Source organism: Sphingomonas oligoaromativorans (assembly GCF_011762195.1).
Lineage (GTDB): Bacteria > Pseudomonadota > Alphaproteobacteria > Sphingomonadales > Sphingomonadaceae > Solisphingomonas > Solisphingomonas oligoaromativorans.
In genome coordinates, this window is sequence record NZ_JAASQK010000001.1 from 323,884 (window position 1) to 340,683 (window position 16,800).

Annotated in this window: 20 protein-coding genes; 18 read left to right on the forward strand and 2 right to left on the reverse strand. The window is 69.6% G+C overall.

The window, feature by feature from the left end:
* Window positions 1-3 precede the first annotated feature (3 nt).
* Window positions 4-708, forward strand: a complete 705-nt coding sequence (locus FHS98_RS01660) for a FliA/WhiG family RNA polymerase sigma factor (protein ID WP_167100258.1) — start codon at window positions 4-6, stop codon at window positions 706-708.
* Here FHS98_RS01660 and FHS98_RS01665 read toward each other — a convergent pair.
* On the reverse strand, window positions 656-1,432 hold the full coding sequence (locus FHS98_RS01665; RefSeq protein WP_167098831.1) for a hypothetical protein: 777 nt from the start codon (window positions 1,430-1,432) through the stop codon (window positions 656-658). The two genes, FHS98_RS01660 and FHS98_RS01665, sit on opposite strands and share 53 nt — an antisense overlap.
* Before the next feature lie 111 nt (window positions 1,433-1,543).
* The gene (locus FHS98_RS01670; protein WP_167098833.1) at window positions 1,544-2,398 is read right to left on the reverse strand and encodes a flagellin N-terminal helical domain-containing protein; all 855 of its coding nucleotides are present in this window, start codon (window positions 2,396-2,398) and stop codon (window positions 1,544-1,546) included.
* 306 nt (window positions 2,399-2,704) lie between these two features.
* Here FHS98_RS01670 and FHS98_RS01675 point away from each other — a divergent pair, with 306 nt between their 5' ends.
* The 17 genes from FHS98_RS01675 (at window position 2,705) to FHS98_RS01755 (ending at window position 16,761) form a co-directional block, all read left to right on the forward strand.
* On the forward strand, window positions 2,705-3,964 hold the full coding sequence (locus FHS98_RS01675; RefSeq protein ID WP_167098835.1) for a sigma-54 interaction domain-containing protein: 1,260 nt from the start codon (window positions 2,705-2,707) through the stop codon (window positions 3,962-3,964).
* 11 nt (window positions 3,965-3,975) lie between these two features.
* Window positions 3,976-4,335, forward strand: a complete 360-nt coding sequence (gene fliE, locus FHS98_RS01680) for a flagellar hook-basal body complex protein FliE (RefSeq protein WP_167098837.1) — start codon at window positions 3,976-3,978, stop codon at window positions 4,333-4,335.
* A 1-nt stretch (window position 4,336) separates the two neighbouring features.
* On the forward strand, window positions 4,337-6,097 hold the full coding sequence (gene fliF, locus FHS98_RS01685) for a flagellar basal-body MS-ring/collar protein FliF (protein ID WP_167098839.1): 1,761 nt from the start codon (window positions 4,337-4,339) through the stop codon (window positions 6,095-6,097).
* Window positions 6,090-7,118: a flagellar motor switch protein FliG gene (gene fliG / locus FHS98_RS01690; RefSeq protein WP_167098840.1), complete on the forward strand. Its 1,029-nt coding sequence runs from the start codon at window positions 6,090-6,092 to the stop codon at window positions 7,116-7,118. The genes fliF and fliG overlap by 8 nt, the downstream gene beginning before the upstream one ends.
* The gene (locus FHS98_RS01695) at window positions 7,111-7,752 is read left to right on the forward strand and encodes a FliH/SctL family protein (RefSeq protein WP_167098843.1); all 642 of its coding nucleotides are present in this window, start codon (window positions 7,111-7,113) and stop codon (window positions 7,750-7,752) included. The genes fliG and FHS98_RS01695 overlap by 8 nt, the downstream gene beginning before the upstream one ends.
* Window positions 7,749-9,077, forward strand: coding sequence for a FliI/YscN family ATPase (locus FHS98_RS01700; protein WP_167098846.1), 1,329 nt, complete (start codon window positions 7,749-7,751; stop codon window positions 9,075-9,077). Before FHS98_RS01695 ends, FHS98_RS01700 begins: the two co-directional genes overlap by 4 nt.
* Window positions 9,074-9,502, forward strand: a complete 429-nt coding sequence (locus tag FHS98_RS01705) for a hypothetical protein (protein ID WP_167098849.1) — start codon at window positions 9,074-9,076, stop codon at window positions 9,500-9,502. Before FHS98_RS01700 ends, FHS98_RS01705 begins: the two co-directional genes overlap by 4 nt.
* The gene (locus tag FHS98_RS01710) at window positions 9,499-10,995 is read left to right on the forward strand and encodes a flagellar hook-length control protein FliK (RefSeq protein ID WP_167098852.1); all 1,497 of its coding nucleotides are present in this window, start codon (window positions 9,499-9,501) and stop codon (window positions 10,993-10,995) included. Before FHS98_RS01705 ends, FHS98_RS01710 begins: the two co-directional genes overlap by 4 nt.
* A 56-nt stretch (window positions 10,996-11,051) precedes the next feature.
* A complete protein-coding gene (locus FHS98_RS01715) occupies window positions 11,052-11,585 on the forward strand; it encodes a flagellar basal body-associated FliL family protein (protein ID WP_243847803.1) in 534 nt (177 codons plus the stop codon).
* A gap of 29 nt (window positions 11,586-11,614) precedes the next feature.
* Window positions 11,615-12,577 (forward strand): FliM/FliN family flagellar motor switch protein, encoded by a 963-nt coding sequence (locus FHS98_RS01720; RefSeq protein WP_167098858.1) that lies wholly within the window; start codon window positions 11,615-11,617, stop codon window positions 12,575-12,577.
* Between the two features lie 5 nt (window positions 12,578-12,582).
* Entirely contained in the window at window positions 12,583-12,900 is a 318-nt protein-coding gene (gene fliN, locus FHS98_RS01725) for a flagellar motor switch protein FliN (protein ID WP_019833818.1), read from the forward strand.
* Entirely contained in the window at window positions 12,897-13,196 is a 300-nt protein-coding gene (locus tag FHS98_RS01730; protein ID WP_167098861.1) for a flagellar biosynthetic protein FliO, read from the forward strand. The genes fliN and FHS98_RS01730 overlap by 4 nt, the downstream gene beginning before the upstream one ends.
* 19 nt (window positions 13,197-13,215) lie before the next feature.
* Entirely contained in the window at window positions 13,216-14,052 is an 837-nt protein-coding gene (fliP, locus tag FHS98_RS01735) for a flagellar type III secretion system pore protein FliP (protein ID WP_167098864.1), read from the forward strand.
* A 13-nt stretch (window positions 14,053-14,065) separates the two neighbouring features.
* Window positions 14,066-14,338, forward strand: a complete 273-nt coding sequence (fliQ, locus tag FHS98_RS01740; RefSeq protein WP_167100264.1) for a flagellar biosynthesis protein FliQ — start codon at window positions 14,066-14,068, stop codon at window positions 14,336-14,338.
* 2 nt (window positions 14,339-14,340) lie between these two features.
* A complete protein-coding gene (gene fliR / locus FHS98_RS01745; protein ID WP_167098867.1) occupies window positions 14,341-15,126 on the forward strand; it encodes a flagellar biosynthetic protein FliR in 786 nt (261 codons plus the stop codon).
* A gap of 1 nt (window position 15,127) precedes the next feature.
* Entirely contained in the window at window positions 15,128-16,264 is a 1,137-nt protein-coding gene (locus FHS98_RS01750; protein WP_167098870.1) for an EscU/YscU/HrcU family type III secretion system export apparatus switch protein, read from the forward strand.
* Window positions 16,265-16,341: 77 nt separating this feature from the next.
* A complete protein-coding gene (locus FHS98_RS01755; RefSeq protein ID WP_167098873.1) occupies window positions 16,342-16,761 on the forward strand; it encodes a hypothetical protein in 420 nt (139 codons plus the stop codon).
* Window positions 16,762-16,800: the final 39 nt, after the last annotated feature.

A 16,800-nucleotide genomic window follows, 5' to 3' on the forward strand; every position in this document is an offset into this window, starting at 1 on the left:
CCCATGACCTATGCGCGCAAACCCGCGCGCATCAATCCGGCGCAGCTCGTGCAGTCGCATATGCCGCTGGTCCGCAAGATCGCCTGGCACGTCCATGGCCGCGTCTCGAACGCGATCGACGTCGAGGATCTGGTGCAGATCGGCATGGTCGCGCTGGTCGAGGCGGCCAATGGCTATGAGGATCGCGGCCACGCCTTCTCCACTTATGCGGGGATGCGCGTGCGCGGGGCGATGATCGATCACCTCCGCCGCCACGCCGCGCAGGCCCGTTCGGGCATGGTGAAGCGCAAGGAACTCGCGCGCGCGCGTGGTGAACTGGAATCGCGGCTTGGGCGCGCGGCCACCGAATTTGAGCTGGCGGAGGCGATGGGCCTCGAAGCCAGCGCCTTTCGCGAACTGGTCGACGCCGCCGAGGCGGTGCGCCAGGAGTCCCTCGACGAGGTCTATTCGGATCAGTCGATGTGGTTCGCCGATCTGGAGGAGGAGGGGGCCGACGAGGCGCTCGACCGCGAACGGCTGGGCGAGGCGCTGGCCGAGCATATCGCCGCACTCCCCGAGCGCGAGGCGATGGTCCTCCAGCTCTATTTCGTCGAGGAACTGAACCTCGAGGAGATCGGGCAGGTGCTGGAGATCGGCGCCGCCCGCGTCTGCCAGATCAAGAAGAGTGCCTTGGATAAGCTTCGCGGGAAGCTGACGGGCTGGCGCTGACCGCCGCGTCCTTCGTTCGATCGAGCTGAGCCGACAGGCGGTCCAGCCGCTCCCCCATTTCCGCAAACCCGTCCTGTGTCGTGCCGGCGAGCGCCGAGACGCCGTCCGGCTGATGCTGCGCGAGCGCCAGTTTCAGCATGTCCAGCTCATGGCGGATATCCTCGATCGTCGCGGGCGGGCCTGACGGCGCGGCCGACGCGGCGCGTGTCGAGGCCGTGTCGAGCCGGTCGGTCGCCGTCTTGAGCTGAGCAACCATCGCGGGGACGCCGGCCAGCGCATCCCTGCGGGCCTCGGCCTCCTGCCGTGCGACATTGGCTTCGGCGAGCGTCCGGCCGACGGCGATCAGCCCGCCCACCGAGAGCAGGCTGCTCAGCAACGCCAGCCCCACGATCGCGAGCAGGAAAGGGTTCGTCCTGGAGCCGGCCGATTCAGCGCCATGCGGCGGGAAAGGCGCGGGCGCGCCACCGGCCGGCTCCTCCACGGGAACCGCCGGAACGGCAACCGTGGAAGACGAAGGCGTCGGGGTCTCGATACGGACGGGCTCGGGAGCGGGCGCGGTCTCCGCCATCGCGGGAGCGGCGCGTTTGACCGCGCGACCCTTGGACGGCTTCGGCGACGCTGCCGGCGAGGCGATGGGTTCGGCGGCCGGAGCCTCGTCGAACACCAGTTCCTCATCGTCGTCGTCGCCGATGAAATCCTGCGGATTGGGGAGCGTCTCGCTCATCGAAGTCGTCCGTCGTCTCGAGTGCACCGACACGAAAACGCGAAACAGCCTCCGGCGCGGGGGAGCGATTGCGCCGGAGGCCTTCCGCCTCAAGTCAAGGAAGCGAGTTCCTTACTGGAGAAGCTTCAGCACGCCCTGCTGCGACTGGTTGGCCTGGGCCAGCATCGCGGTCGAAGCCTGCGAGAGGATCTGGGCCTTGGCGAGGTTGGTCGTCTCGGCCGAGAAGTCCGCGTCCTGAATGCGCGAGTTCGCGTCGGTCAGGTTGGTGACGTTGTTGGTCAGGTTGTTGACCACCGAGTTCAGGCGGCTCTCGTTCGCACCGAGCTGGGCGCGGGCCGTGCCGACCGCATCCAGAGCGACCTGGATCACACCGGTGGAGCCGAGGGCGGCGGTGGCGCCGGCCTGCGTGCTGATGTCGAGCGGCGTGCCGCCGGCGTCGGTGAGGTCGGAAACCTCCTTCATCGACGACTGGGCGATATCGACCGTGTCGGTCGAGTCATTGCCGGTCTGGATCGTCAGCTTGTTGGTCGAAACCGTGCCGGCCGCGGTGGTCTTGTCGAACAGCGCGTTGCCGTTGAACTGCGTGCCGAGGATGCTCTGCACCTGGGCGCTCAGCGCGGTGACTTCGGCCTGCATGTTGGTGCGGTCGCTGTCCTGGTAGGTGCCCGAGGCCGACTGGACCGCCAGCTCGTGCATACGCTGGAGAGCGTTGGTCACCTCGTCCAGCGCGCCGTCGGCGGTCTGGGCCAGCGAGATGCCGTCGTTGGCGTTACGGATCGCCTGGTTCATGCCCTTGATCTGCGCGGTCATCGAGTTCGAGATCGCGAGGCCGGCGGCGTCGTCCGAGGCGGAGTTGATGCGCTTGCCCGAGGAGAGGCGAGCCATCGCCTGGCTGAGGGCGTCGTTCGCCATACGCGAGCTGTTCTGGGCCCGGAGCGCCGACGTGTTCGAGTTGATCACGGTCATTTCAAATTCCTTTTCCCGCTCTGTGCCGCTCCGGGGTCAGTGTCCGTCTCGGCTACGTTCCGGGTAACGACGGGCCGGCGGGAAGTTTTAGCGGCGGGCCGCAAAGTTTTTTCCCAACTTGGTGTTAACCAACCTCGGTGACCCGCTGGTGACCCGCTACGCGCGAGTGTGCGTGCGCGCGGGTTGATCCGCGGGGGCGGAAGCGAGCGCGCGCAAATGTGTACGTGCGCGTTAACCATTTGTTGGAGAAGCGCCGCCATAAGGGTGCTCGACGGATTTTGGGGCTCCAGAGGGGGAAAGCTGGGCATGTGCGCAATCGGGATCAGTGCTCTTGCAGCCCTAGAGAATCCTGCCCTTGCGGCGTGGCTCTCCGGCGTGGGCATTGCGACGCGCACGGTCGATCCTCAGCAGGCTCCGGCGCGTGACGAAATCCGCATCCTTTCGGCTTCCGAAATCCGGCAGGCGACCGTCCGCGATATCCTGATCGAGATGGCGACCGGCGCGCCGAGCCTTCGGCTGGCGGCCAAGGGCCTGCCCGCGACGATCCGATTTGGTTTCGAGGATATGGCTTTTGGCCTCGCGCTGGTTGCCGAGCTGTGCCGCCCGGCGGCGCGCCCGGCGGTGGGCGAGCCGGAAAGCGCGATCTATCTGAAACTGGCCGAAAAGGTCGCCGGTTCGGATGCCACCGTCCTCGTCCTCGGCGAGACCGGCACCGGCAAGGAGGGCGTCGCCCGCTTCATCCACGCCGCCAGCCCGCGCGCCGACAAGCCGTTCGTCGCGGTGAACTGCGCCGCGCTGCCGGACACGATGCTCGAAGCCATCCTGTTCGGCCATGCCAAGGGCGCCTTCACCGGCGCGGCGGGCGCGAGCGAAGGCCTGTTCCGCGCCGCCGAGGGCGGCACGCTGCTCCTCGACGAGATCGCCGAAATGCCGCTTCCGCTTCAGGCGAAGCTGCTCCGCGCGATCCAGGAGCGCGAAGTCCTTCCGGTCGGTGCAACCCAACCGGTTAAGATCGACGTCCGCATCATCGCCGCCGCCAACCGCGAGCTGGCGACCGAGGTGGCGGAAGGCCGCTTCCGCGCCGATCTTTACTGGCGCCTCAACGTGATGCCGCTGGCGCTGAAGCCGCTGAAGGCCCGTCGCCTCGACATCCGCGCGATCACCGCCGCGCTCATCCTGCGCCACACCCGCGAGGGCGAGAGCGTCGCATGGCCGACCGCCAACGCGCTCGATCGCCTGATGGCGCACGAATGGCCGGGCAATGTCCGCGAGCTCGACAATGTCGTCCAGCGTGCGCTGCTGCTGCGCATGGGCGATCGCATCGAGGCGGACGACCTCGCCATCGAGATCATGCACCACGCCGCGCCGGCGCTGACCGTCGTGCCGGCTCCGTCCGTCCGGGGCGCCAACCTCGCCGACGTGGCGCGGGCGAGCGAGATGGAGGCGATCCGCGCCGCGCTCGACGCGGTTGGCGGCAAGCGCCTGCTGGCGGCGGCCAGGCTGGGCATTTCCGAACGCACCCTCCGCTACCGGCTCGCAGAAATGCGTGAGCTGGCGGCGGCCTGAGGACCAAAGCGATGACTTCGATCAATGCATCCAGCCTGCTGGCTCTGCGCAATCAGATCCTCCAGCAGAACTCCGCGCTCCAGAAGGCCGCGGCGACGGGGCCGGCCATGCCGATTTCCGGCGCGCAGCCGGCGACGGAGGGCACCCAGTCGACCGACTTCGGCTCGGCGCTCAAGGGCGCGCTCCAGCAGGTCAACGGCCTCCAGAGCAAGGCCGAGGATATCTCGAACAGCTACGAACGCGGCGACACCACGGATGTCGCCTCGGTGATGCTGGCGCGGGAGCAGGCTTCGGTCGGCTTCCAGGCCACGCTGCAAGTCCGCAACAAACTCCTGTCCGCATACAAGGACATCATGAGCATGCCGGTTTGATATGGCTGAGAACGCACTCATCCCCAGCGACGCAGCCTCCGGGCGCTCGATGCCGATTCCGCTCGCCGATCTCGGCAAGGGCGGCTTCGGCGGCATCATGGACCGGCTGAACGCCTTCGCGCGCCAGCCGGCGGTGGCGAAGAGCCTGCCGATGCTGGGCCTGGTCGGCCTGCTCGCGGCGGCGGCGCTGGTATGGGCGGTGCTCCACACCGGCCCGCAGCGCGACCTGTTTTCCGGCCTCGGCGATGCCGACAAGGCCTCGGTGGTGCAGGCGCTGGATACGGCGGGGATCAAATATCACATCGACAACTCCACCGGCGCGCTGACCGTGCCGGAGGACAGCTATTACCGCGCCAAGATGCTGCTCGCGCAGCAGGGCCTGCCCAAATCGGCGCCCGACGGCGACCAGCTCATCTCCAACCTGCCGATGGGCGCCAGCCGCGCCGTCGAGGGCGCGCGCCTCCAGGAGGCCAAGGAGATGGACCTCGCCCGCACGATCGAGGCGATCGACGCGGTGGCCACCGCCAAGGTCCATATCGCCGCCGACCAGCCGAGCGTGTTCCTGCGCGACGATGCCAAGCCGCAGGCTTCGGTGATGCTGACGCTGCGCAGCGGCCGCACGCTGTCCGACGGGCAGGTGCAGGCGATCATCCACCTCGTCGCCGCCTCGGTATCGGGCATGTCGCCGGATGACGTGTCGGTCGTCGATCAGACCGGCCGCCTGCTCAGCCACAGCGCGGGGCAGGGCGATGACGATGTCGCGGACAAGCAGGTCGCGCTCCAGACCAAGGTCGAGGATCGCTATCGCCGCGCGCTCACCTCGCTGCTGACGCCGATCGTCGGCGCGGGCAATTTCACGGCCGAGGTCCATGCCGATCTCGACTTCGCGGAAGTCGCCTCGACGACCGAAACCTATCCGAAGGACGGCTCGGTCGTCCGCACCGAGCAGGGGAGCTGGACCAGCACGCAGGACGGCGCGAACCAGCCGGCCACCGGCATTCCGGGCGCGCTCTCCAACACCGCGCCGGCGCCGGCCAAGCCCGCGGCCACCGCGAACGGCCAGCCGCCGCAGAACGGCCCCGCCGCGCCGGGCACCGCGCCCGGTCAGGCCGCCGCCGCCGCGCCGCAGAAGTCCAACGAGACCTACAACCGCAGCTATGAGCTGGGTCACCAGATCTCGGTGACGAAGAATCCGGTCGGCACCGTGCATCGTCTCACCGTCGCGGTGGCGCTGCGTCAGGCGCCGGGTGCCAAGCCGCTCACCCCGCAGCAGCAGCAGCAGATCCAGAACCTCGTGAAGGGCGCGGTCGGCTTCGATCAGAACCGGGGCGACATCGTCGCGGTCACCTCGCAGACCTTCGCGCCGGAGGATGGTTCGGTCGGCCCCAAATGGTACGAGGCGAGCTGGCTGCCGGTCGTCGGCCGCAATCTGACCGCGCTCGCCGTCGCCGCGATCCTCGTCTTCGGCATCGGCCGCCCGCTGCTGAAGCGCCGCGCCGCCGTCGCCGAGCAGAAGATCGCCAACAAGGCCAGGGAACGTGCCGCCGTCGGCAAGGAGATCGCCACCGCGCTCGCCAGCCAGACGGAGGAGGGCGCGCTCGATCGCCCGGTGACGCTCGACATGATCGAGGCCGCGCCCGGCTATGCCGCCCGCGCGGCGCTGATCCGCAACTTCGTGCGGCAAGACCCGGATCGTGCCGCGCTGGTCGTCCGCGATCTGATCCGCGCCGACATGCCCAAGCCGGAGGCGGCGAATGCCTGAGATCGTTCCCGCCGCTCCGCAGCTTTCCGGCCCGAGCGGCTCCAGCGCCGCCGCGATCCTGCTGATGCTGCTCGCCGAGGACGAGGCCGCGCAGGTGCTCGGCCGGCTCGACCCGGACGAGGTGCAGCAGCTCGGCACCGCGATGTTCGGCGTCGCCGACGTCTCGGAGGAAGAGGTCGACGGCGTGCTGGACCAGTTCGTCGATCGCGCCCGCGAGCGCACGACGATCGGCTTCGCCGCCGACAGCCAGATACGCAACATGATGGAGCGCGCGCTGGGCGCCGAGCGGGCCGAGAACATGCTCGCCCGCATCACCCCGCCGACGCGATCCTCCGCGCTCGACTCGCTCAAGTGGATGGACGCCAAGACCATCGCCACGCTGATCGAGCCCGAGCATCCGCAGATCGCCGCGCTGGTGCTCGCGCATCTGGAGGCGGGCGTCGCCGCCGACGTGCTCCAGCAGCTCGCCGAGGACGTGCAGGCCGATATCGTCTACCGCGTCGCGACGCTGGGCACCGTGTCCGCCGAGGCGCTCGACGATCTGGAGCGGCTGCTGCTGCGCCAGGTCAACAAGGTCAGCTCGCAGGGCAGCGCGCCCAAGCGCGGCGGCGCGCAGGAAGCGGCGAAGATCGTCAATTCCACGCGCGCCAATGTCGAGCAGCGTGTGATCCGCCAGCTCGCCAAGCTGGACAAGAGCCTCGCCCGCACGATCGAGGACGAGATGTTCGTCTTCGAGAATCTCAACGCGCTCACCGAGAAGGATCTCGGCGCGCTGCTCCGCTCGGTGGATACCGAAATCCTCATCGTCGCGCTCAAGGGCTGCGAGCCGATGCTGCGCAACAAGATGTTCGGCTGCATGTCCAGCCGCGCGGCGCAGTCGATCCAGGACGAGATGGCCGAGCGTGGCCCGATGCGCCTGGTCGAGGTGCAGGAGGCGCAGAAGCAGGTGCTCGCCATCGCGCGTCGTCTGGCGGAAGCCGGCACGATCAGCCTCGGCGGCAAGGGGGAAGACTATGTCTAATCTGTTCGCCGCCGAGCGTGCGGCCGGTGCCACCGCGGTTCCGGTCTGGACCCAGCCGCGCCGCGCCGCGCCCTTCACCTCGTGGCACGAGGCGCTTCAGGATCATGGCGAGCCCGATGGCGATGTGGAGCCCGAGGCCGAGCCGGAAGAGGAGCGCGTCGATCTCGATGCGGTCCGCGCCGCCTCGATCGCGCAGGGCTATGCCGCCGGGCTGGAAGCCGGACGCCGCGAGGCGGACAAGGAGCGGGACGCGCTGGAGCGGCTCGCCCTCGGCCTCCAGATGCTCCGCCCCGAGCCGACGCAGGGCCTCGGCGCGATGATCGCCACCACTGTCGAGCGGCTGGTCCGCCAGGTGATGGGCGAGGTCGAGGTTGATGTGGGCACGCTGATGGATCGCGCACAGGCCGCCGCCGCCATGATCGGCGAGGAGACTCGCCCCACCGTGCTGAAGCTCAACCCCGATGATATCTCGCGCCTGAACGGCGCCGAGCTGCCGGTCTCGGTCGAGGCCGATCCGACGCTCGCGCCGGGCGACCTGCGGCTGGAGACGGGCGCCGGCGCGATCGAGGACGGCGCCTCGGTGCGGCTCGAGCGGCTGCGCGCCGCGCTGGACCGGGTCGCCGGCGCGCGATGAGCACATTGGAAGCCCGCGCTTCGGAACTGCTCGAAGGGCTGACCGTCGGCGATGCCGGCCCGCGCCGGATCGGCAAGCTCGTCGCCTATGACGGGCAGATGCTGGAGGCGACGGGGCTTTCGATGCCGGTCGGCGCCTCGGTGCGCGTGATCGACGCGGACGGCCATGCGACGCGCGCCGAGGTGGTGGGCTTCCGGGGGGAACGCTCGCTGCTGATGGCGCTCGACGGCGATGCGCCGCACAGCAATGGCGGCCGCGTCGAGCCGGATGCGCGCGGCGGCGTCGCCGAGGTGGGCGAGGGGCTGCTCGGCCGGGTGATGGACGCGACGGGCCAGTCGCTCGACGGGCTCGGCCCGATCGACTCCACCGGCACCTGGCCGCTCGCCGGGCGGCCCGCCAACCCGCTCGACCGTGCGCGCGTCACCGAATGCTTCGACATGGGCGTGCGCGCGATCAACGCGCTGCTGACGGCAGGCGTCGGCCAGCGCATCGCGATCTGCGCGGGCTCGGGCGTCGGCAAGTCGGTGCTGATGGGGCAGATGATCCAGGGCGCCGACGCCGACATCATCGTGGTCGGCCTGATCGGCGAACGCTCGCGCGAGGTGGCGGATTTCCTTGCCACCAAGCTGGTGCCGGGCGTGCGCGAGAAGAGCGTGGTGGTGGCGGTGCCGGCGGATCATCCCCCGGTGCTGCGCCTGCGCGCCGCGATGCGGGCGACCGCCATCGCCGAATATTTCCGCGCGCAGGGCAAGCGCGTGCTGCTCCTCATCGACTCGCTGACCCGCTGCGCCCACGCCCAGCGCGAACTGGGCCTGTCGCTGGGCGAGCCGCCGACGATGAAGGGCTATCCGCCCTCCGCGCTCGGCATGATCCCGCGCCTGATCGAGCGTGCCGGCGCCGACGCGCATTCGGGCGGATCGATCACCGCGCTCTACACCGTTCTGGCCGATGGCGACGACGGCGATGATCCCATTGTCGATACCGCTCGCGCGATCGTGGACGGGCATATCATCCTGTCGCGTTCGCTGTCGGAGCAGGGCGTGTTCCCGGCGATCGATGTGGGCCGCTCGCTCTCGCGCGTCATGGCGGATATCGTCGACGACGAACATGCCGAGGCGGCGGCGGCGCTGCGGCGGCTGTGGTCGGTCTATGAGGAAAACCGCGATCTCATCCTGATGGGCGCTTACAAAGCGGGCAGTGACGGCACCATCGATCAGGCGATCGCGCGGCATCACGAGATTCTCGACTTCCTGAAGCAGAAGCCGAAGGAGCGCATCGATCTGGCGCACGCCTCGGCTGAACTGATCGAAAGGTTCGGCGGATGAGCAACCTCGTCAAGCGGCGCGAGCGCATCGCCCGCGTCCGGCGCGTCGAGCATGTGCAAGCGGCGGGCGCGGCGGCGGCGGCCGAGGCGCAGCTCCAGTCGCTGGAGCATAGCGCGGCGCGGGTGCTCGATCTGCGGCTCAGCCTGACCAGCGAGGTGGGGAGCATGATGGCCTCGACGCTGGCCGCACGGGGCGAGCTGGCGCATCGTCTCGACGTGGCGCGTTTCGGTCTGGCCGATGCCATCGCCGGTGCCCGCGCCACCGCCCACACGCGCGCCGCCGAGCGGATCGAGGCGCGCATCCGGCAGGAGAGCGCGGATCGCCTCGTCGAGCGCGCGGCCACGGATGCGGCCGCCGTCGCCGAGCGGCGCATGGCGTCGTCGGTGCGCGCGCGAGCCTATCGTTCGATGGGAGAGGAGGCATGACGGTGGGTGGTCTTTCGCTGCTCGCGGGCCTGATGCCGGCGACGCAGGATGCCTCCGGCGCGACCGGGGCGACGCCCGACGGCGCCGATGCCTTCGCGGCGATGATGGCGGATCTCGGCAAGCCGTCGATCATGGCCGGATCGCCCTCGCCGGATGACGGCAAGGATGCCCATGCGCTCCACGACAAGAGCGACGACGACGCGCAGACGGGCGACGACAAGGGCTCGAACAAGACGGAAGGCGATGACGATGCCGCGCTGATGGCGATGCTCGGCGTGCCGGTGCCGCTCGCGCCGCCGGCTCCGCCCTCCGTGACCCCGCCGGTCGAGACGGCCGCGAAGGATGGCGGGTCCGCCAAGGGCAAGGACGTGCCGCTCGCGACCGTCACCACGGCTCCGGCCATGCCGGCCGACGGGACGCCCGCGCCTGCGCCCGCTGCCGATCCGGCCCCGCCGGCCGATCCGCATCTCGTCCTTGCCGCGCTGGAACAGCAGACCGGCAAGACCGGCTCGGCGAAATTGCCGCTCCCCGAGCGGACTGCGAAGCCGCAGGCCGAGCAGGCCGCGCCAGCGACGGCGACGGACAAGTCCGTGCCGGCTGCCATTGCCGCGCCGCCTGTTACCCCGGCGGTCGACGCAACGCAGGCTTCGCAGCAGGCGCCGTCCGCCCAGCCGCCCGTCACGCCCGCGCCCGAGCCGCTCCCCGCGACCGCCGCGCTGCTGGCGGCGCGCGTCGCCACGGCGAAGCCCGCTGCCCCGGCGCAGCCCGTCGAGCCCGCCGCCCCGGCGCCCAAGTCCGCGAAGGAGGAGAAGCGCTCCGCCGACGCGACGGACCCGGATGTCGATCCGAAGGCTGCTCCGGCGCCCGTCGGCGCGCACGTCGCCGCGGCGCCGAAGTCGGCCACCGTCGCGCCCGCCGACAATGCGGGCCAGACGCTCGCCGCCGGCACGGCAGATCGTCAGCTCGATCTCGCCAGGCAGGGCGCGTGGCTCGACGGGCTCGCCCGCGACATCGCGTCGACCGGCGCGTCGACGGGTACCGTCCGCTTCCAGGTTTCGCCCCAGCATCTCGGCACCGTGCAGGTGGAGATGAAGCGCGGCGACGATGGTTCGGCCGTGACGCTCACCGCCACCAGCGAGGCCTCGCGTGTCGCGCTCGCCGATGCGCGGCCGCAGCTCATCGCCGAGGCGCGCGCGCACGGCATCCATATCGCCAACGCGCAGGTGGATGTCGGCACGGGCGACACGGGTTCGAATCGCGATTCGCAGCCCCAATCCTCCTCCCACCAACATGATTCGCGCGGTCAGGCGATGGCCGGAAATGGCGGATTTTCGGGCGGAATGGGCAGCGGCGGCAGTGCCGGCAACCGATCGCAAACCCGATCGCAACCTCTTCCCGAGTATCAGAGTGGGCCAACGCGGACAGTTCGCGGCGGAACCACCGGCCAGGCGGCGGCTCCAAAGCCCACGCCCGCCGACGCACGCTATGCATGACCAAGGATTGATCGATGAGTGACGCCGCCGCTGCCGCCCCGAAGAAGAAGGGGGGCATGAAGAAGCTTATCCTGATGGCCGTCGGCGGCCTCGTCCTCGTCGGCGGCGGGGTCGCGGGGGGGATGTTCGCGGCCGGCATGGGGTTGGGCGGTTCGCACGCCAAGCCGGCCGAAGACCCCGACGCGCCCAAGCTCGTGCTGCGTGACGGGCAGAGCGCCGATCCCACGATCGCCCACAAGGCGGTGGGCAGCTTCGCCCCCGATCCGCGCCGCTACAAGGCGAGCTATTACACCATGGAGCAGGCGTTCACCTCGAACCTGCGCGACACCGATGGGATCGCGCAGCTTTCGATCGGCGTTTCCACCTTCTACGACGCCAAGGTACTGGACAACTTCAAGGACAATGAGATGCCGATCCGCTCGGCCGTGCTCGCGACGCTGGCCAATCAGGACTCGATGGTTCTCGAGACGCCGGCCGGCAAGGAGCAGCTCCAGAAGACGCTGCGCGACGCGATCAACAAGGTTCTCATCGAGAAGACGGGTTACGGCGGCATCGATGACGTCTATTTCACCAGCTTCATCATCCAGTAGGATGAGGGCGCGAAGCGGAGTGGACAAGCGTGGCGAAACAGCCGGCAGGCAGGGGTGACGACAAGCGGCAGCGGGCCGAGCTGGGCGAGAGCGAGGTGAAATCCTTCGCGCTCGGCAGCGAGGCGTTGCGCCCCGGCGCGCGTCTGGCCGGGCTGGACCGGATCGGGGAGCGGCTGGCGCGCCGGCTGCGCGACGTGTTCGAGCCCTTCGCCCGCGTGAAGCCCAAGGTGGAGGCAGAATCCGCGCTCACCTCGCGCTTCGAGACGTGGCGCGACGCGCTGCCGGAGTTCACCAGCATCAGCCTCTATCGGCTGCGTCCGATGAAGGGCGGGATGCTGATCGCGATCCAGCCGGAATATGTGAGCCGGCTGGTCGACAGCTTCTATGGCGGCACCGGCGCGGTGGGTGCCGGGGTGGCGCGCAAGCGCGAGTTCACCGCCGCCGAGGAGCGGCTGCTCGCCCGGCTCACCGACGCGATCACCGGCGCGGTCGTCGAAAGCTGGAGCGAGATCGTGCCGCTGGAGCCGATGCTGGCCTCGCGCGAGACCAATTCCGGTTATGCGAGCCTCGTGCGCGGCGACGAATCGGTGGTGGTGCAGCGCTTCACCATTTCCGGCGGCGGGCCGGGCAAGACGAGCATGGATCTCGTCTTCCCCTTGACCGCGATGCGCGCGCATGAAGGCCAGCTCGCCGCCAAGGTCCATGCCGAGGCGGGGCCGGTGGACAGCGAGTTCCGCTATCGCATGGCGCGGGCGCTCGAAGGCGTGAGCTTCCCGGTCCGCTCGGTGGTGGCGCGGCCGACGCTCTCGGTTTCCGAGCTGATGTCGCTCAAACCCGGCGACGTGATCCCGATCACGCTCTCGCCCCGCGTTCCGCTGATCGTCGGCAACAGACGGCTTGCGGAAGGCACGATCGGCGAGCAGGAAGGGCGCGCGGCGTTCCAGATCGAGACGATCGGGGCGAATGATCGCACAGGGGGCCACAGGAATTGAACGACATGACCGAAGCGCCCTTTCCGGGCATCGATGATCCGAACAGCCCGGCCGGCCGGAACTTCCGGCTGCTGGCGGACATTCCGCTGCGCCTGTCGGTGGAGGTGGGCTCCACCTCGCTGAAGCTCGCGGAGCTGCTCGATCTCAACGAAGGCTCCGTGGTGGAGCTGGACCGGCAGGCGAACGAGCTGCTCGACATCCTTGTCAACGGCACGCTGGTGGCGAAGGGCGAGGTGGTGACGGTGAACGGACGCTTCGGCATCCGCGTCGTCGATGTCGTCGCGGCCGAGGCGCGCCTCGCGGGGCTCGAACGCCGGGCATGACGATCACCTATTTGCTCAACGTGCTCCTCATGCTGGCGCTGGTCGCCGGCATGGCGGTGGGCACGCTCTGGCTGATGCGGAAGTTCCAGCCGGGCCTGTCGATGGGCGGCCAGCGCGACCGCCTCGTCAAGGTGGTGGACGCGGTGCCGATGGGCGCGACCGGCGGCCGCCTCGCGGTGGTGGAGTTCGAGGGCAAGCGCATCCTCGTCGGCATCTCGCGCGGGCGGATGGACGTGCTCTCCGAAGCGCCGATCGACGGCGCCTTCTCGCGCTATATCGACGACGGGGACGCCTGACGTGACCCAGGGGGGGCTCATGCGTCGGGGCTGGTGGATGCCGGCGCTGCTGATGGTGGCGGCGCTCCTGGCGGCGTTGCTGCTGGCGCATCCGGCCTTCGCGCAGGCGGCCGCGCCGGGCACGGGCGTCGTGGCGCAGACCGCGACCACCGCTGGCCCCGCGACGGGCGGGGCTGTGCAGGCGAGCGCCCTGAACCGCGCGCTGGGTCAGGTGTCGGGCGACGGCAAGCCGCTGTCGCTCTCGCTCCAGATCCTGATCCTGATGAGCCTGCTGACGGTGCTGCCGTCGCTGCTGCTCATGATGACGAGCTTCACGCGCATCATCATCGTGCTGTCGATCCTGCGGCAGGCGCTGGGGCTCCAACAGACGCCGCCCAATCAGGTGCTGGTCGGCCTGTCGCTGTTCCTGACGCTGTTCATCATGCGGCCCACGATCGACGAGATCAACAAGGCCGCCATCGTGCCTTACGGGCAGGGCCAGTTGCCGCTGGAGCAGGCGATCGGCCGATCCGCCGACGTGCTGCACGTCTTCATGGTGCGGCAGGTCCGCAAGACGGACATCCAGCTCTTCGCCGACATCGCCCATGCGCCCAAGTTCGCGAGCGCCAAGGATATTCCCTTCTCGATCCTGCTGCCGGCCTTCGTCACCTCGGAGCTGAAGACGGCGTTCCAGATCGGCTTCCTGATCTTCCTGCCCTTCCTCGTGATCGATCTGGTGGTGGCGACCACGCTCATGTCGCTCGGCATGATGATGCTGTCGCCGACGATCATATCCATGCCGTTCAAGCTCTTGCTGTTCGTTCTTGTCGACGGATGGGCGCTCACCATGGGCAGCCTTGCGTCGAGTTTCGGATAGCGCCATGGAGCCCATGGTCGGCACGGACTATTTCATCGGCGTCACGCAGCAGGCGCTGTGGGTGCTGGCGCTCGCGTCCGCGCCGATCCTGATCCCGGCGCTGGTGGCGGGACTGATCCTCGGCATGGTGCAGGCGGCGACCTCGATCAACGAGCAGACGCTCTCCTTCGTGCCCAAGCTGCTGATCGTGGCGATCTGCATCGCGCTGTTCGGCGGCGCGATCCTGACGCTGCTCGCCGACTTCACGCGCGAGATGTACCACCGCATCCCGGACCTGTTGCAATAGCCATGTTCCCGACCGGCCTCGTCGGACTGGAAGCGCAGCTCTGGGTCTTCATGATCGCGATGATCCGGCCGGGCGCGGCGTTCCTCGCGGCGCCGGTGTTCGGCGCGCAGAACACGCCCGTGCAGGTGCGGATCATCATCTCGCTGGCGATCGGCATCCCGGCGATCCAGCAGGTGCCCTTCGATCTGCCGGCGGGCGGCATCGCGAGCTTCGCGGGCGTGTTCCTGGTGGCGGGCGAGGTGGTCGCGGGCCTCGCGCTCGGCTTCGCGGTGCAGCTCGGCTACGCCGCCGCGATGATGGCGGGCGAGGTGATCGGCAACTCGATGGGCCTCGGCTTCGCGCAGATGGTCGATCCGCAGTCGGGCGCGTCCTCGCCGGCGCTGGGGCAGATGCTCTCGATCCTCGGCACCTTCCTCTTCCTCGCCATGAACGGCCATCTCGCGCTGGCGAGCGTGGTGGTGGACAGCTATCGCGCGCTGCCGCCGGGGCAGGCCTGGCTGGGGCAGGGGAGCCTCAACGACGTCGTGATGTTCGGCGGCGACATGTTCGCGGCGGGCGTGGCGATCGCGCTGCCGGTGGGCTTCGCGCTGATCCTCGTGCAGGTGGTGATGGCGATGCTGGCGCGCTCGGCCCCGGCGATGAACCTGTTTTCGGTGGGGATGCCCGCGGCGATCCTCGCGGGCGTGATCCTGATGGCGGTGGCGGCGCCGGCCATCGGCGACGGCATCGCCAGCTCGATCCAGCGCGGCCTCGACCTCTCGCGCCAGCTCGCGCTCGGGAGAGGCTGAGATGGCCGAGGGCGAAGGCGGCGAGAAGACAGAAGAACCGACCCAGAAGCGCCTGAAGGAGTCGGCCGAGAAGGGCGATGTCCTCCAGTCCAGGGAGCTGGGCACGGCGCTCGTCATGATCGTCGGCGCGGGCTGGATCGCATTGGGCGGGCCGCTGCTGGTGCAGGCGCTGGCGGAGCTGCTGCGCGGATCGCTGAGCTTCGGGCGGAGCGCGGTCGACGATTTCGAGCCGGGGGCGACATTGGCGACCCAGCTCGGCCGGATCGCGCTGCCGCTGGGGCTGCTCTTCGCGGCGACGATCGTGGCGGCGGTGGGCGCGCCCGCGCTGCTGGGGGCGTTCGGCTTCCGCTGGGGCGCGATCGCCTTCAAGCCGGACAAGCTCAATCCTTTGAACGGGTTGAAGCGCATCTTTGGCGCGCAGGGCCTGATCGAGCTGCTGAAGTCGCTCGCCAAGGTGGCGGTGATGGGCGGCATCGGCTGGTGGCTGCTCTCCTCGCGCCTCAAGGGGCTGACGACGCTCGGCCGGGGCGACATCCGCGGCACAATGATCGAGCTGGGGCACAGCTTCGTCTTCGCGGTGATCGTGATGGCGATGGGGCTGGTGCTGATCGCCGGCATCGACGTGCCCGCGCAGATGATCCGCCGCACCTCGCGCCTGCGCATGTCCAAGCAGGAGGTGAAGGACGAGCACAAGCAGAGCGAGGGCTCGCCCGAACTCAAGGGCGCGATCCGCCGGCGCCAGATGGAGGCCTCGCGCCGCTCGGCCCGCTCGGCGGTGATGGAGGCGAGCGTGGTGCTCACCAATCCAACCCATTTCGCGGTCGCGCTGCGCTATCGCCCCGGTCAGGACGCCGCGCCGATCGTGGTGGCGCGGGGGCGGGGCGCCACCGCCGACGCGATCCGTTCGCTGGCCGAGGAGGCGAAGGTGCCGATGCTGCGCTATCCGCAGCTCGCCCGCGCGATCTATTTCACCACGCGCTCCGGCCATATGATCCGGGAGGATCTCTATATCGCGGTGGCGACGGTGCTGGCTTTCGTCTTCAACATCGATCGCGCCATGGCGGACGGCATCACCCAGCCGGTGGTCGAGGTGCCGACCGAAGCGCGCTTCGACGAGAATGGCCGCCCCGACGCCTGATTCGCGCGCCGGCCCCTCAAGAAAAGCGGATCGCTGCCGTTCTAGCCCTTGGGACAGCCCGAGGGAGCGTGCAGGCGATGATCGAAGGGGTCGAGGCGATCGGCGCGGTGGAGCCGGTGACGCTCTCCGTGGCGAGCGCGCTCTCCACCCGGCAGGGCGTGGCGCGGCGGGAGCGCCGGTTGCGCTGGCTGAAGTCGCTGCACGCCGCGCAGGGCGGGGCGTCGCTGCTCGACGAGGAAGACGCCGCCGAGCTGGAGCGCGAGGAAGAGGAGCGCAGGCTCTCCGACATGCGCGCGCGGCTGGCCACGACGGTCTCGCTGGTCGAGGCGATGGGCAGCCTGTCGCGTGGATCGGGGGAGGTTGCGGTTGAATCGCGCGACACGATCACGGCCACCGAGCTGGCGCAGCGGATCGGGGCGGCGGGCGATCAGTCGCTGCGCGCGCAGGCCCGGCTGGGCTCGGCCGCGGTGCGCCAGCTCGTCGGCTGGGCGCGGTGAACGGCCTGTAAAGTTTTTGGCGGCATTGTCGTTCTGAGA

Coding starts and splice junctions, on each gene's coding strand:
- FHS98_RS01675 (WP_167098835.1), top strand. CDS start 2,705: ATGTGCGCAATCGGGATCAGTGCTCTTGCAGCCCTAGAGAATCCTGCC.
- fliE (WP_167098837.1), top strand. CDS start 3,976: ATGACTTCGATCAATGCATCCAGCCTGCTGGCTCTGCGCAATCAGATC.
- FHS98_RS01695 (WP_167098843.1), top strand. CDS start 7,111: ATGTCTAATCTGTTCGCCGCCGAGCGTGCGGCCGGTGCCACCGCGGTT.
- fliQ (WP_167100264.1), top strand. CDS start 14,066: ATGGTCGGCACGGACTATTTCATCGGCGTCACGCAGCAGGCGCTGTGG.
- FHS98_RS01710 (WP_167098852.1), top strand. CDS start 9,499: ATGACGGTGGGTGGTCTTTCGCTGCTCGCGGGCCTGATGCCGGCGACG.
- FHS98_RS01705 (WP_167098849.1), top strand. CDS start 9,074: ATGAGCAACCTCGTCAAGCGGCGCGAGCGCATCGCCCGCGTCCGGCGC.
- fliG (WP_167098840.1), top strand. CDS start 6,090: ATGCCTGAGATCGTTCCCGCCGCTCCGCAGCTTTCCGGCCCGAGCGGC.
- FHS98_RS01670 (WP_167098833.1), bottom strand. CDS start 2,398: ATGACCGTGATCAACTCGAACACGTCGGCGCTCCGGGCCCAGAACAGC.
- FHS98_RS01700 (WP_167098846.1), top strand. CDS start 7,749: ATGAGCACATTGGAAGCCCGCGCTTCGGAACTGCTCGAAGGGCTGACC.
- fliP (WP_167098864.1), top strand. CDS start 13,216: ATGCGTCGGGGCTGGTGGATGCCGGCGCTGCTGATGGTGGCGGCGCTC.
- FHS98_RS01660 (WP_167100258.1), top strand. CDS start 4: ATGACCTATGCGCGCAAACCCGCGCGCATCAATCCGGCGCAGCTCGTG.
- FHS98_RS01755 (WP_167098873.1), top strand. CDS start 16,342: ATGATCGAAGGGGTCGAGGCGATCGGCGCGGTGGAGCCGGTGACGCTC.
- FHS98_RS01730 (WP_167098861.1), top strand. CDS start 12,897: ATGACGATCACCTATTTGCTCAACGTGCTCCTCATGCTGGCGCTGGTC.
- FHS98_RS01715 (WP_243847803.1), top strand. CDS start 11,052: ATGAAGAAGCTTATCCTGATGGCCGTCGGCGGCCTCGTCCTCGTCGGC.
- fliR (WP_167098867.1), top strand. CDS start 14,341: ATGTTCCCGACCGGCCTCGTCGGACTGGAAGCGCAGCTCTGGGTCTTC.
- fliF (WP_167098839.1), top strand. CDS start 4,337: ATGGCTGAGAACGCACTCATCCCCAGCGACGCAGCCTCCGGGCGCTCG.
- fliN (WP_019833818.1), top strand. CDS start 12,583: ATGACCGAAGCGCCCTTTCCGGGCATCGATGATCCGAACAGCCCGGCC.
- FHS98_RS01665 (WP_167098831.1), bottom strand. CDS start 1,432: ATGAGCGAGACGCTCCCCAATCCGCAGGATTTCATCGGCGACGACGAC.
- FHS98_RS01750 (WP_167098870.1), top strand. CDS start 15,128: ATGGCCGAGGGCGAAGGCGGCGAGAAGACAGAAGAACCGACCCAGAAG.